The organism is Rhizobium sp. No.120 (assembly GCF_054558365.1).
This window is the reverse complement of the sequence record NZ_BAAJNQ010000002.1, coordinates 780,802-793,315: the sequence shown is the minus strand read 5'-3', so window position 1 is coordinate 793,315 and position 12,514 is coordinate 780,802. Positions and strand designations below refer to the sequence as shown.

General features: G+C 60.1%; 13 protein-coding genes. 9 read left to right on the top strand and 4 right to left on the bottom strand.

What is annotated here, in order from left to right; all coding sequences use genetic code 11:
• Positions 1-119 precede the first annotated feature (119 nt).
• Genes thrC through ACYJRZ_RS09530 form a run of 4 tightly spaced genes read left to right on the top strand, consistent with a single transcriptional unit; the run spans position 120 to position 6,410 of the window.
• The gene (gene thrC, locus ACYJRZ_RS09545) at positions 120-1,517 is read left to right on the top strand and encodes a threonine synthase (RefSeq protein ID WP_459458296.1); all 1,398 of its coding nucleotides are present in this window, start codon (positions 120-122) and stop codon (positions 1,515-1,517) included.
• 20 nt (positions 1,518-1,537) lie between these two features.
• Positions 1,538-2,836 (top strand): M16 family metallopeptidase, encoded by a 1,299-nt coding sequence (locus ACYJRZ_RS09540; RefSeq protein ID WP_459458294.1) that lies wholly within the window; start codon positions 1,538-1,540, stop codon positions 2,834-2,836.
• A gap of 50 nt (positions 2,837-2,886) precedes the next feature.
• The gene (locus tag ACYJRZ_RS09535; RefSeq protein WP_459458292.1) at positions 2,887-3,501 is read left to right on the top strand and encodes a GNAT family N-acetyltransferase; all 615 of its coding nucleotides are present in this window, start codon (positions 2,887-2,889) and stop codon (positions 3,499-3,501) included.
• Positions 3,498-6,410 (top strand): EAL domain-containing protein, encoded by a 2,913-nt coding sequence (locus ACYJRZ_RS09530; RefSeq protein ID WP_459458290.1) that lies wholly within the window; start codon positions 3,498-3,500, stop codon positions 6,408-6,410. The genes ACYJRZ_RS09535 and ACYJRZ_RS09530 overlap by 4 nt, the downstream gene beginning before the upstream one ends.
• Before the next feature lie 24 nt (positions 6,411-6,434).
• On the opposite strand, the gene ACYJRZ_RS09525 is transcribed toward ACYJRZ_RS09530, so the two are convergent.
• The 3 genes from ACYJRZ_RS09525 to ACYJRZ_RS09515 form a co-directional block, all read right to left on the bottom strand.
• Positions 6,435-7,490, bottom strand: a complete 1,056-nt coding sequence (locus tag ACYJRZ_RS09525; protein ID WP_459458288.1) for a zinc-binding metallopeptidase family protein — start codon at positions 7,488-7,490, stop codon at positions 6,435-6,437.
• A 134-nt stretch (positions 7,491-7,624) separates the two neighbouring features.
• Complete coding sequence (locus ACYJRZ_RS09520; RefSeq protein ID WP_459458286.1) at positions 7,625-7,816, bottom strand: CsbD family protein; 192 nt, start codon at positions 7,814-7,816, stop codon at positions 7,625-7,627.
• 94 nt (positions 7,817-7,910) lie between these two features.
• Positions 7,911-8,516, bottom strand: a complete 606-nt coding sequence (locus ACYJRZ_RS09515; RefSeq protein ID WP_459458284.1) for a YqgE/AlgH family protein — start codon at positions 8,514-8,516, stop codon at positions 7,911-7,913.
• A gap of 140 nt (positions 8,517-8,656) precedes the next feature.
• Here ACYJRZ_RS09515 and ACYJRZ_RS09510 point away from each other — a divergent pair, with 140 nt between their 5' ends.
• Both ACYJRZ_RS09510 and ACYJRZ_RS09505 read left to right on the top strand, forming a co-directional pair.
• Positions 8,657-9,484 (top strand): protein-disulfide reductase DsbD domain-containing protein, encoded by an 828-nt coding sequence (locus tag ACYJRZ_RS09510; protein WP_459458282.1) that lies wholly within the window; start codon positions 8,657-8,659, stop codon positions 9,482-9,484.
• Between the two features lie 83 nt (positions 9,485-9,567).
• Complete coding sequence (locus tag ACYJRZ_RS09505; RefSeq protein ID WP_459458280.1) at positions 9,568-10,053, top strand: redoxin family protein; 486 nt, start codon at positions 9,568-9,570, stop codon at positions 10,051-10,053.
• An 86-nt stretch (positions 10,054-10,139) separates the two neighbouring features.
• Here ACYJRZ_RS09505 and ACYJRZ_RS09500 read toward each other — a convergent pair whose 3' ends face one another.
• Positions 10,140-10,508, bottom strand: coding sequence for a VOC family protein (locus ACYJRZ_RS09500; RefSeq protein WP_459458278.1), 369 nt, complete (start codon positions 10,506-10,508; stop codon positions 10,140-10,142).
• 216 nt (positions 10,509-10,724) lie between these two features.
• Between ACYJRZ_RS09500 and ACYJRZ_RS09495 the strand changes: the two genes are divergently transcribed.
• The 3 genes from ACYJRZ_RS09495 to ACYJRZ_RS09485 are packed head-to-tail and all read left to right on the top strand — an operon-like array spanning position 10,725 to position 12,501.
• Positions 10,725-10,853 (top strand): hypothetical protein, encoded by a 129-nt coding sequence (locus ACYJRZ_RS09495; protein WP_459458276.1) that lies wholly within the window; start codon positions 10,725-10,727, stop codon positions 10,851-10,853.
• Positions 10,850-11,632 (top strand): metal ABC transporter ATP-binding protein, encoded by a 783-nt coding sequence (locus ACYJRZ_RS09490; RefSeq protein WP_459458274.1) that lies wholly within the window; start codon positions 10,850-10,852, stop codon positions 11,630-11,632. The genes ACYJRZ_RS09495 and ACYJRZ_RS09490 overlap by 4 nt, the downstream gene beginning before the upstream one ends.
• Positions 11,629-12,501, top strand: a complete 873-nt coding sequence (locus tag ACYJRZ_RS09485; RefSeq protein ID WP_459458272.1) for a metal ABC transporter permease — start codon at positions 11,629-11,631, stop codon at positions 12,499-12,501. Before ACYJRZ_RS09490 ends, ACYJRZ_RS09485 begins: the two co-directional genes overlap by 4 nt.
• The last annotated feature ends 13 nt before the right edge of the window (positions 12,502-12,514 follow it).

Genomic DNA, 12,514 nt, shown 5'->3' with positions numbered 1-12,514 from the left:
GCGCAAACGCGAAAACCACGCGGCTGATCCGACGCAAAAAGACCGGCCGCCGCCGCTTCGTTCCTCTACCCTCTCTATCGATCACTCAGGCAATTTTGCGACCAAAGGAATTCTAAACCGTGGACTACATTTCAACGCGGGGAGAAGCCCCTGCCCTTGGCTTCTGCGACGCCCTCCTGGCCGGCCTTGCTCGTGATGGCGGGCTTTATGTTCCCCGTGAATGGCCTGTTTTGACGAAGAAGGAAATCCGCGCGTTCCGCGGCAAGAGCTATCAGGATGTTGCCTTCGCCGTCCTTTCGCCCTTCACCAACGGCGAGATCCCGGCTGACCTCTTCCGCGGCATGATCGATGATGCCTACGCCACCTTCCGGCATCCGGCCGTGGCGCCGCTCGTCCAGACCGGCCCGAACAGCTTCGTCATGGAGCTTTTCCATGGCACCACGCTCGCCTTCAAGGATGTGGCCATGCAGCTGCTGGCGCGGCTGATGGACTATGCGCTGGAGAAGCGCGGCCAGCGAGCCACCATCGTCGGTGCGACCTCGGGCGATACCGGCGGTGCGGCGATCGACGCCTTTGCCGGACGCGAGCGCACCGATATCTTCATTCTCTTCCCGCATGAGAAAGTCTCGCCGGTGCAGCAGCGGCAAATGACCACCTCGACGGCGGCAAATGTTCACGCGCTGGCGATCAAGGGCAATTTCGACGATTGCCAGAACCTCGTCAAAGCCATGTTCAACGACGTAGCCTTCCGCGACAAGGTCAGGCTTTCGGGAGTCAATTCCATCAACTGGGCGCGAATCATGGCGCAGGTAGTTTACTACTTCACGACAGCTGTCGCCCTCGGTGGCCCTGACCGAAAAATCTCGTTCACTGTGCCAACAGGCAATTTCGGCGATATTTTCGCCGGTTACGTCGCCAAGCGCATGGGCCTGCCGATCGAAAAGCTTGTTATCGCCACCAACGAGAACGATATCCTCGCACGCATGCTGAAGACCGGCCGCTATGAGATGCGTTCCGTCAAGGCAACTACCTCGCCGTCGATGGATATCCAGATCTCCTCCAACTTCGAGCGGCTCCTGTTCGAAGCGAACGGCCGGGACGCCTCCAAGGTGCGCGCCGCGATGGAGAGCCTGAAGCAGTCGAACGGATTTTCGGTCAGCGAAGAGGCTCTGAAGTTCATCAAAAAGGATTTCCGCGCCGGCCGCGCCAGCGAGAAGCAGGTGGCCGAAACGATCCGCAAAACCCTTGCCGACACAGGCTATCTGCTCGATCCGCATACGGCGATCGGCGTCTTCATTGCCGACAAGAACGAGCGTCCCAGCAGCCCGATGGTGACGCTTGCGACAGCACACCCGGCAAAATTCCCCGCCGCAGTAAAATCCGCATCCGGTATTGACCCGGCGCTTCCGACGTGGCTTGCTGGTCTGATGACCAGGGAGGAGCGTTTCGACATTCTCGATCCGGAACTTAAAGCGGTTGAAAGCTTTATCGGCAAGCATATCCGGACCGGCGAATAACAGACGCGGAAAGACAAGCGATGACAGTGGAGTGCACCCGGCTAGCGTCCGGGCTGACAGTAGCGACCCAATCGATGCCACACCTCGAAAGCGTGGCACTCGGCGTTTGGATCAAGTCGGGCTCGCGTAACGAAACCGAAGCAGAACACGGTATCGCGCATCTGCTCGAACATATGGCGTTCAAGGGCACGGCGCGGCGCTCCGCCCGGCAGATCGCCGAGGAAATCGAGAACGTCGGCGGCGAAGTCAATGCCGCCACCTCGACCGAAACAACTTCCTATTATGCCCGCGTGCTGAAGGATCATGTGCCGCTCGCCGTCGATATCCTTGCCGATATTCTGACTGAGTCGGCCTTTGACGAGGAAGAATTGGCGCGCGAAAAGCAGGTCATCCTGCAGGAAATCAATGCCGCCAACGACACGCCAGACGATGTCGTCTTCGACAAGTTTTCCGAGGTCGCCTATCGTGGCCAGACGCTCGGGCGCGCCATTCTCGGGACGCCGGAGACCGTCGTCTCCTTTTCGCCGGAACAAATCCGCCATTACCTCGGCCGCAACTACACCACCGACCGCATGTTCGTCGTGGCGGCCGGCGCGGTCGACCATGAAAGCTTCGTGCGCCAGGTCGAGGAGCGGTTCTCCAGTCTTCCGACGAAACCGTCAGCTCCGCCCGTTATCGAGCCTGCGCGCTACATCGGCGGCAACATTCGCGAGACGCGCGACCTGATGGATGCGCAGATCCTGCTCGGCTTTGAAGGCCGCGCCTACCACACCCGCGATTTCTACTGTTCGCAGATCCTCGCCAACATTCTCGGCGGCGGCATGTCCTCGCGCCTGTTCCAGGAAGTGCGCGAATTCCGCGGCCTCTGTTATTCGGTCTATGCCTTTCACTGGGGCTTCTCCGACACGGGCATCTTCGGCATCCATGCCGCGACCGGCGGCGAGAACCTGCCGGAACTGCTGCCGGTCATCGTCGACGAGCTGCACAAGTCGTCGCATGATATCCAGCAGCAGGAAATCGAGCGCGCCCGCGCCCAGATCCGCGCACAGCTGCTGATGGGTCAGGAAAGCCCTGCCGCCCGTGCCGGCCAGGTCGCAAGGCAGATGATGCTTTACGGCCGCCCCATCCCGAACCAGGAGATGCTGGAGCGCCTGGAAGGCATTACGATCGACCGCCTGACGGATCTTGCCGGCCGCCTGTTCTTCGATACAGTACCGACGCTTTCTGCGATCGGGCCGCTGGAGCAGCTCGCGCCGATGGAGGACATTGTCACCTCTCTGTCGTCGCCGGTCCCTGCCTCCAGAAGCGCAAGCGGCTAAGGGCATGCCGCGGGCCTATGGGTGCAATTCTCGGGGGAGTGCTTGGCGGCATGCAAAAATCTGTCTTTCGGTTTCTCTCACGTCATTCGGACGCGGTTGAACTCGAAAACGACAATTATTTGCTGCGGCTGCCGCGCTACTCCGATTTCAATCAATGGCACAAGCTTCGGGCGGAAAGCCGTCGCTTTCTCGAACCCTGGGAACCCACCTGGCGACATGACGAGCTGACCGAGGGCGCCTATCGGGCGCGCATCATTCGCGGCAAGCAGGAATACAGCTCCGGCCAGGCCATACCGCTCTTCATTTTTCTCCGGGAAAACATGACGCTGGTTGGCGGCATCACGATCGGCTATATTCGCCGCGGTGCCGCGCAGAGCTGCATGATCGGATATTGGATGGGCGAGCGCTACTCCGGTCAGGGCCATATGTTCGCCGCACTTCAGTTGGTTATACCCTATATCTTTTCCGGACTTGAGTTGCACCGAATTGAAGCAGCCTGTATTCCGGATAACGAGCGTAGCATGCGGCTTTTGCAAAAAGCCGGTTTCCAGCGGGAAGGTCATTTGCGCGGTTATCTTAAAATCAACGGTCAGTGGCGCGACCATGTGATGTTTTCAAGGTTGGCATCCGACACCAACCCGAACCGAAGCCCCGACCAGCGATGATCGCCGGATCCCTGCAGACGTGGCCGATGGGCCGGCGGCTACGCGCCGTAATCGCAACGCTTGCGGCCGCCATGCTGATGTTGATCGCCGGAATGGCTGACGCAGCCGAGCCCGTGAAGATCTCACGCGACGATACGGCGCTCGATCTCACAGCGACGACCGAAATCTACACCAATCAGGGTGAAGCCTTCCAGGTTTCGACGGCAGCCGGTGCCGACGGCATCCGCCGCCGCATCGAGGTTCGCTCCTCCTCGCCCAATCATCAGGGCGACTGGGCGGTTTTCGCGCTCGCCAACGTTTCCGAAGAGCAGCTGGAGCGCGTCATCGTCGCACCGCATTTCCGTCTCGTGAATTCAAAGGTCTTCTGGCCCGATCTCGGCTCGCAGCGCATCGTCGCGATCACGCCGAGCGAAGGCTTCGCCCTCGACCGCCAGCCGAGCGACGAAGCCGACGTCTTCCGCATCACGCTCAACCCCGGCGCCGTCGTCACCTTCGTTGCCGAGCTTTCGTCGCCGAACCTGCCGCAGCTCTATCTGTGGGAACCGAACGCCTACAAGGATACGGTCAACGCCTTCACGCTCTATCGCGGCATCGTGCTCGGCATTGCCGGGTTGCTGGCGGTGTTCCTGACCATTCTTTTCGTGGTTAAGGGAACTTCCATGCTGCCGGCGACGGCCGCACTCGCCTGGGCGGTGCTCGGCTATATTTGCGTCGATTTCGGCTTCCTCGGCAAGCTCATCAGCATCACGTCAAGCGACCAGCGAATATGGCGCGCCTGCGCGGAGGTAGCGCTCGCGTCGAGCCTGGTGATCTTCCTCTTCACCTATCTCAATCTCAATCGCTGGCATGCCCATCTCGGTTATGTGACACTTGCCTGGGTGCTCGGTCTCGCACTGCTCTTCGGCGTGGCGATCTACGATCCGTCGATTGCGGCCGGCATTGCGCGGCTGTCGCTGGCGCTAACGGCAACGGCCGGCCTGCTGCTCATCATCTATCTCGGCTTCAGCCGTTATGATCGGGCCATCCTGCTCGTGCCCGCCTGGGCGCTGATCCTCGTCTGGCTGTTCGGCGCCTGGATGACGGTCATGGGCAAGCTCGACAACGACATCATCCAGCCTGCCCTCGGCGGCGGCCTCGTTCTCATCGTCCTGCTGATCGGCTTCACCGTCATGCAGCACGCCTTTGCCGGCGGCGCATTCCAGCAGGGCCTGTTCTCGGATCTGGAGCGGCAGTCCCTGGCGCTCACAGGTTCCGGCGATACCGTCTGGGACTGGGACGTGGCGCGCGACCGCGTGGTGACGACGCCGGATATTTCAATGAAGCTCGGCCTTTCGCCCGGAACCATGCATGGTGCGGCGCGCAACTGGCTGCCGAGACTGCATCCCGACGACCGAGACCGGTTCCGTGCCACACTCGACGTTCTCCTGGAACATCGACGCGGCCGGCTGAACCACGAATTCCGCATTCGTGCGGAGGATGGGCATTTCCATTGGCTGTCGATCCGCGCCCGGCCGGTCCTGGGCTCCAACGGCGAGATCATTCGCTGCGTCGGTACGATCGTCGACATCACCGAACAGAAGAATTCGATCGAGCGGCTACTGCACGACGCCGTGCACGACAATCTCACGGGACTGCCAAACCGTCAGGTCTTCCTCGATCGCCTGCAGGCGGTTCTAACACTTGCCTCAGATGGCAATCAGCTCAGGCCGACGGTCATCGTCATTGACATCGACCGCTACAAGCTTGTCAACGATACCCTTGGCTTTGCCGCGGGCGACAATATCCTGATCGCGCTGACGCGGCGTCTTCGCCGGTTGATGAAGCCGCAGGATACGCTCGCCCGCCTTTCGGGCGACCAGTTCGGCCTCATCCTCGTTTCCGAACGCGACCCCGCTAAGGTCGCCGACTTCGCCGATGCGATCAGCAAGGCGATCATGGTACCGATCAATTTCGCCAACCGCGAAATCATCCTGACGGCATCTGTGGGACTGACGTCCTGGGTGGATCAGCAGGAGAACGCGGCGGGTATGCTGAGTGACGCGGAACTTGCCATGTACCGCGCCAAGCGCGCCGGCGGCAACCGCGTCGAGCCTTTCCAACCGGCCTTCCGCAGCTTCGGCACCGATCGGCTGCAGCTCGAAACCGATCTGCGCCGTGCAGTCGAACGCAAGGAACTCTCGCTTGTCTATCAGCCCATTGTTCGGCTTGAGGACGCAGAGGTCGCTGGCTTCGAGGCGCTGATGCGCTGGGAGCATCCGAAGCGCGGCAATATTCCACCATCAGAATTCATCCCGATCGCCGAGGCCTCCGACATCATTGGCCCGCTCGGCATGTTTGCGCTGGAGCAGGCAACGAACGATCTGATGGCATGGCAACGGCAGACCGGCGATCTGCCGCTGTTCGTCTCCATCAATCTTTCCAGCGTGCAGCTGCTCAACAACGAGCTTTACGACGATATCCGGGCTCTGCTCGCCAAAACCCATTGCGATCCGAGCCGTATCAAACTGGAGCTGACGGAATCGCAGGTGATGGAGAATCCGGAACAGGCGCGCCTCGTGCTCGACAAGCTGCGGGATGCGGGCATCGGCCTGGCGCTCGACGATTTCGGCACCGGCTATTCCTCGCTCGCCTATCTCACCCGCTTCCCTTTCGATACGATCAAGCTCGACAAGGCGATGGTCCGCGACGATAGCGACAAGAAGGCTGTCCTGTTGCGCTCGGTCATTTCCATGGCGCGCGAACTCAACATGCGCGTCGTCGCTGAGGGCATTGAATCGGAAGAGGACGCGCTGGAACTCGCCAAGATCGGCTGCAGCTACGGCCAAAGCTTCATCTTCGGGCCGCCTATGGGATCGGATTCGGTAATCCGTCTGCTCAAGGAACGCTTTCCGCTAACGAAGCGCGCTTAGCGTCATCAGTAACGGCAGCGCCGATCAGGCGCTGTCGATCAATTCCCTGATATAGTCGAGCTTGGCGACCACCGGCGGCGAGAGGATGAAGGGATAGGAATCCGGCTGCCCCATGCTGCGCTGGATGGAATTGATCGCTACGCTCAAAGGGATCCAGGCGCTGACGAGCTGCTCGGCGCTGTCAGCCTTGTAAGGATTGAAATCTACTTCCGCCGCCATCTCGTGATAGCGATGGGGATCAATCGCCAGGCCGAAGGAGCGCGCCGTTTCCAGCGTATCGACGATGTGCAGATAATGCGCGAAACATTCGGCGAAATCCTCCCAGGGATGGGAGCTGGCATAGGCGCTGATGAAACTTTCCTGCCAGTTCGCCGCAGGCCCGTTCTCGTAGTAAGCCTGAAGTGCTGCGCCATAATCGGCGCGCTCATCGCCAAAGACGGCGCGAAAGGCATCGAATTGCTCGCGATCGCGGACAAGCTTGTTCCAGATGAAATGGCCGGTCTCGTGACGGAAGTGGCCGAGTAAGGTGCGATAAGGCTCGTTCATGGAGGTGCGCGCCTGTTCGCGCGTCACATCATCGGCCTCGGCGGCACGAATGGCGATCAGTCCCTCCTCATGGCCCGTCATTGCCGGGACCACAGTATCGCCCTGCACTTCATCTTCGAGGAAATCGAAGACGAGCCCACCTTCGGGGTCCTGCTGACGATCCGGATGCGGCAGATTCCACCGCAGGAGCGAATAAAACAAATGCCGCTGCGCCTGGCTGATGCGCCGCCAGCGATCTATGCCCTGTTGCATGCCGGTATTCGGCACGAGACGATTGTGTCGGCAAGCGATGCAATAGAGTTGCGGGTCGTCCACATCGATGAGCCAATTGCAGATGTCGAGTTCGGCATTCGCGCAAAACCGAACATGCTGGGCTGGCTCGGATACCAGATGCCAATTTGCAGCATCTTCAGCTTCCAATGCATATACCGCCAAGCGATCAGGGGCAAAACCGAGCTGATGGCCGCAGCGGATGCATTGCCTGTTATCGAAGTGGACGGGTTGGCCGCAATGATCGCAGGTGAAAAGCCGCATGCTTCCCCTCGGAAAAACTATTGGCTGACAGTAAAGAGCCTGCCACGTTTCCGTAACAGGCCCTTCCTCCCATTACCGCCACTGCAACGTCAGTGCTGACGGAGCGGCGATCTTGGTTTCGCAAATTCAAGCAGTCACATCCGGTCGACTGCGCCCTTGACCTTATCCTTAGCCTTGCCGACGGCGCTCTGCACCTTGCCTTTGGCTTCCTGGGCAGAACCCTTGGCGCGCATTTCCTTGTCGTTGGTCGCTTTACCGGCTGCCTGCTTGGCTTTGCCGGCGATTTCGTTGATCTTACCGGACACCTTGTCGGTCGTACTGCTCATCTCTGACGCCTCCTGGTCTGGGACGGCGGAATTGCCGTCGCTGACAGGAAAACGTCCCCTATGCTATTTCGTTCCAAAATAGCGGCATATCGGCTTAGCTATGGCCCGCCTGCAGCGACAGCATCGCAGGATTGATGCCCATCAGAGCCAGAGCACGATCATACTTGTTGTCAAGGCTGCGATCGAAGATTAATTCTTCGTTTGCCGGGCAGTTCAGCCAGCCATTGTTGCCGATCTCGGCTTCGAGCTGGCCAGCGCCCCAGCCGGCATAGCCGAGCAGCATGGTGGCGCGCTTCGGGCCGCTCCCCTTGGAAATCGCCCGAACGATATCGAGCGTCGCCGTCAGGCTGATGTCATCACTGACCGGGATGCTGCTGTCGCTGATGTAATCGTCAGAATGCAGGACGAAACCGCGGCCGCTTTCGACGGGGCCGCCGGTCTGAATGGGGAAATCGCGCGCCCTCTGCGGCAGCACGATGGCATCGTCGTCCTTGATCATTTCGAGATGCAGTAGAACATCGGTGAATGTCAGCTTCTGAGCCCGGTTGATGACGAAGCCCATGGCTCCGGCATCGGAATGGGCGCAGATATAAACCACCGTTCGATGGAAATTCCGATCCTCCATGCCCGGCATGGCGATCAGGAACTGACCGTCGAGAAAACCTCTTTCGCGTCTATTCTTCAGCGTCGATAGGGACATCGTGCCTCCTGACCGCAGCTCGTAACTGCGCCGCCTATGATCAAGATGGGGCAATGTCATAAATCAATCAACTGAAAATGATCATTTGCTTCTGCGGCCGTGCTGGCTCCCGGCAGCTCGATCGGCTAAATCCTTGTGGCATGATCGAATTCAGGACCATTACCCGCCTGTCGGGGCTTCTCGCCACTTTGTTTTTCAGCGCCTTAGCGGCCCGCGCCGCAACAAGCGAGTGGATGGACAATCAGGGCGGCAGAATGCGCCTGATCGCACTGGCGCCGGACGCAGAAGGGCATATCCGTGCCGCCTTGCAGATCGAGCCGGAGCCGGGCTGGATCACCTATTGGCGCGAGCCTGGTCAGGGTGGAATTCCGCCGCAGATAACGCCGGCACCCGGCAGCGGCGTAACATTGGAAAGGGCGGCGTACCCGGTCCCGAAGCCGATCAGCGTCGGCCCTATCCAGGAAATCGGCTACGACGCGCCTGTCACCTTTCCGCTCGATCTGCGTGTCACCGGGAAGGCGCCGGAAAAGCTCGAGCTGACGGCTTTCATCGGCCTCTGCAAGGATATCTGTATCCCTTTCCAAGCGGGATACTCCCTGCCCTTGCCGGCAAATGCACAGCCGACCTCGCGTGAGCTGGCCTTGCTCGATGCGGCAAAGGCGGTGCTACCCCAAGCTCCCTCCGCGGATTTCGCCATCCAGAGCCATCAGCTCTCCGCCGATACCAAGAGCCTTTCGCTGCAGCTGACGCTGCCGGGAGCGAGTGGAAAGGCACCCGAAATCTACGTCACGGGGCCATCGGGCTACGTGTTCTTTCAACAGGCAAATGCAAAGCGGGAGGGAACCGCCTTCTCGGTGGATATGGAGATCGGCAAGCTGCCGAAGGATTATGATCCGAGGGGCAAAAGCTGGGGCATCCTCGTCGTCGATGGCGATCGGGCGATGGAAACCACCCTTGCACTTGAGTAGACCGGGCCTATAGTTCTCTAGACCTTTTTCAAGCCATCGGCGGCCGTTCGAGCGCCCCGAAACAACGACCCAAGGAGAGAGCCATGACTATCGCCATCGGCGACACGCTGCCTGCCGCCACCTTCAAGGAAAAGACCGCCGACGGCCCGGTCGAGATCAGCACCGAACAGCTGTTTGCCGGCAAACGCGTGGTGCTCTTCGCCGTTCCCGGCGCATTTACGCCCACCTGCTCGCTCAATCACCTGCCAGGCTTTCTCGAAAACCGCGACGCCATTCTTGCCAAGGGCGTCGATGACATCGCCGTCATTTCCATCAACGACTGGCACGTCATGGGCGCCTGGGCGCAATCGTCCGGCGGCTTGGGCAAGATCCACTTCCTCGCCGACTGGGACGGCTCCTTCACCAAGGCACTCGGTCTCGAAGCCGACCTTTCCGCCGGCGGACTTGGCATTCGCTCCAAGCGTTATTCCATGCTAGTGGAAGACGGCGTCGTGAAGACGTTGAATATCGAGGAAAGCCCCGGCCAGGCGACGGTTTCGGGTGCGGCTGCGATGATCGAGCAGCTTTAGGATTTTGATGAAATCGAGAAAGGCCGGGCGCCCTGCGCCGGCCTTTCGCTTGGCTGCGGGAGGACCTCAAGTCCTCTCTATTCCCTTTATCTGCTTGTTACCCGGATATAATAGCCATCCGGATCTGCGATGCAGAAATCGCGCAACCCCCATGGCTGTAGGGTAAGCTCCGATGCCGGATGGCCGCAGGTTCTGGCGACGTTATAAAGACCTTCCACATCCTCAAAGCTCAGCACGATTTCGACGCCAAGGCCAACTCGTTCTCCATTCGCAGCTCGTAGTGGATGATGAGGTCCGAGAGCCTCCCGCTTGTTGACGGAAATGATAGCCTCCCCATTCGAGAGCATCGTGTATTGCTCGCTTGTCTCGCCAACCACCTGGAAATTCAGTGCTCGTCGATAGAATTCTGTCGACGCCGCCACATCGGCAACAAACAGCTCTAGCCTTAGCTTCATGACATTGTCTCCTACCCGTCTCGTAAATTTTGTCACTCGATGCTGCGTGAAAATACAATTGCCGTGAGACTCATGGCGATAAGGCGCGGACATTATTGCCGGTAAATACTCCAGCCTTGTTCACCGCAAATTCCTGGCAGTTCTCCACCCGCCTCTTTTTCGCCGCATTTTATCGGCTACTAAACGTAATGTTATTACATAAATGAAAGCCCCGAGATGCCCTTTGACCGTGATCCCTTCGCTTCGTCCCTCATGGGGCGCTCGGCCTTGACGCGCCTTGCCTATGTGGCGGTTGGCATCGCAGTGCTTTGGGCTGTTATCGGCTGGGCGGTGGCGCTGGCATGAGCGATCTCATCCGACTCAATAATCTCACCGTCACCTATGAGCGTCATCCAGCCGTGCACCATATCTCGGGCGGCTTTGCGGCTGGTAGCCTGACGGCGATTGCCGGGCCGAACGGGGCGGGAAAGTCGACCTTGCTCAAGGCGATTGTCGGCGAATTGCGGCCGGCGGAAGGGTCGATCGATCGAGGAGCGCTGACGCGCAACGATTTCGGCTATCTGCCCCAAGCGGCCGATATCGTCAGACGCTTTCCGATTTCGGTTGCCGATACCGTTATGCTCGGTGCCTGGAAGAACGCCGGCGCCTTTGGCCAGTTCTCCCGCAAAGATACCGAGCGGGCGCGCGAGGCGCTTGGCGTCGTCGGGCTCTCGGGTTTCGAAAAAAGGCATATCGGCTCGCTTTCGGCCGGGCAGTTCCAGCGGGTGCTGTTTGCGCGGCTGCTGCTGCAGGATGCACGTGTCATCTTGTTGGACGAACCGTTCACTGCAATCGACCAGCGCACAACGCGCGACCTGCTTGACCTCGTGCTGCGATGGAACCGGGAGGGACGCACGGTCATCGCCGTGCTGCACGATTTCGAGCAGGTGCGAAGCTATTTCCCCGAAACGCTGCTGATCGCCCGGGAGCTCGTGGGTTGGGGCAGGACGGAAGACGTCATGAGCCCAACGAACCTCGTCAAGGCGCGCGCCATGGCCGAACGCTGGAATGAGGAAGCCGAAGCATGCCTGCCGGAAGAGGAGCATGATGGTCGCGAGCTCGCGAAGCGGGAGCCGGCCGAATGACCGTCTACGACATCTTCCTCGCACCTTTTGCGGACTACGGCTTCATGCGGCGCGCGCTGATCGCCTGCGTCTGCCTCGGCCTCGGCTCCGGACCGATCGGCGTCTTCCTGATGCTCAGGCGCATGAGCCTGATGGGCGATGCCATGAGCCATGCTGTCCTGCCTGGCGCCGCCATCGGCTATCTCATTGCCGGCTCGCTGTCGCTGACCGCGATGGGGCTTGGCGGGCTCGTGGCAGGCCTTTCGGTGGCGCTGCTCTCCGGGCTTGTCAGCCGCGCGACCGTGCTGCAGGAGGATGCAAGCTTTGCCAGTTTCTATCTGACCTCGCTGGCGCTGGGCGTCCTCATCGTGTCGCTGCGCGGCTCCAACATCGATCTCCTGCATGTGCTCTTCGGCACTATTCTCGCAATCGACGCGCCGGCTCTCTATCAGATCGGTGCGATTACAACGGTAACGCTGATGGCGCTTGCCGTCATCTACCGCCCGCTCGTCATGGAATGCTTCGATCCAGGTTTCCTGCGCGCCGTTGGCGGGTGGGGGCCGCTCTATCACTTCCTATTCCTGCTGCTGGTCGTCCTCAATCTCGTCGCAAGCTTTCAGGCGCTCGGCACCCTGATGGCCGTCGGGCTGATGATGCTGCCGGCCGCCGTCGCGCAGCTCTGGTCGCGCAGCCTGCCCGCAATGATGATGATCGGGACAGGAACGGCGACGGTATCAGGCTATATCGGCCTCATCGCATCCTACCATCTCGAATTTGCATCAGGCCCGACCATCATCATCACCGCCAGCCTGATCTACAGCTTCTCCATTCTCTTCGCACCCTCGGGCCTTGCCCGGCGGTTCTTTCCCCGTCCCCATCTCCGGGGCTAATCCGAACAAGGAG

What these genes read in the sequence shown, in the direction of transcription:
- ACYJRZ_RS09540 (WP_459458294.1), top strand. Translation starts at nt 1,538, where the DNA reads ATGACAGTGGAGTGCACCCGGCTAGCGTCCGGGCTGACAGTAGCGACC.
- ACYJRZ_RS09535 (WP_459458292.1), top strand. Translation starts at nt 2,887, where the DNA reads ATGCAAAAATCTGTCTTTCGGTTTCTCTCACGTCATTCGGACGCGGTT.
- ACYJRZ_RS09530 (WP_459458290.1), top strand. Translation starts at nt 3,498, where the DNA reads ATGATCGCCGGATCCCTGCAGACGTGGCCGATGGGCCGGCGGCTACGC.
- ACYJRZ_RS09525 (WP_459458288.1), bottom strand. Translation starts at nt 7,490, where the DNA reads ATGCGGCTTTTCACCTGCGATCATTGCGGCCAACCCGTCCACTTCGAT.
- ACYJRZ_RS09520 (WP_459458286.1), bottom strand. Translation starts at nt 7,816, where the DNA reads ATGAGCAGTACGACCGACAAGGTGTCCGGTAAGATCAACGAAATCGCC.
- ACYJRZ_RS09515 (WP_459458284.1), bottom strand. Translation starts at nt 8,516, where the DNA reads ATGTCCCTATCGACGCTGAAGAATAGACGCGAAAGAGGTTTTCTCGAC.
- ACYJRZ_RS09510 (WP_459458282.1), top strand. Translation starts at nt 8,657, where the DNA reads ATGATCGAATTCAGGACCATTACCCGCCTGTCGGGGCTTCTCGCCACT.
- ACYJRZ_RS09505 (WP_459458280.1), top strand. Translation starts at nt 9,568, where the DNA reads ATGACTATCGCCATCGGCGACACGCTGCCTGCCGCCACCTTCAAGGAA.
- ACYJRZ_RS09500 (WP_459458278.1), bottom strand. Translation starts at nt 10,508, where the DNA reads ATGAAGCTAAGGCTAGAGCTGTTTGTTGCCGATGTGGCGGCGTCGACA.
- ACYJRZ_RS09495 (WP_459458276.1), top strand. Translation starts at nt 10,725, where the DNA reads ATGCCCTTTGACCGTGATCCCTTCGCTTCGTCCCTCATGGGGCGCTCG.
- ACYJRZ_RS09490 (WP_459458274.1), top strand. Translation starts at nt 10,850, where the DNA reads ATGAGCGATCTCATCCGACTCAATAATCTCACCGTCACCTATGAGCGT.
- ACYJRZ_RS09485 (WP_459458272.1), top strand. Translation starts at nt 11,629, where the DNA reads ATGACCGTCTACGACATCTTCCTCGCACCTTTTGCGGACTACGGCTTC.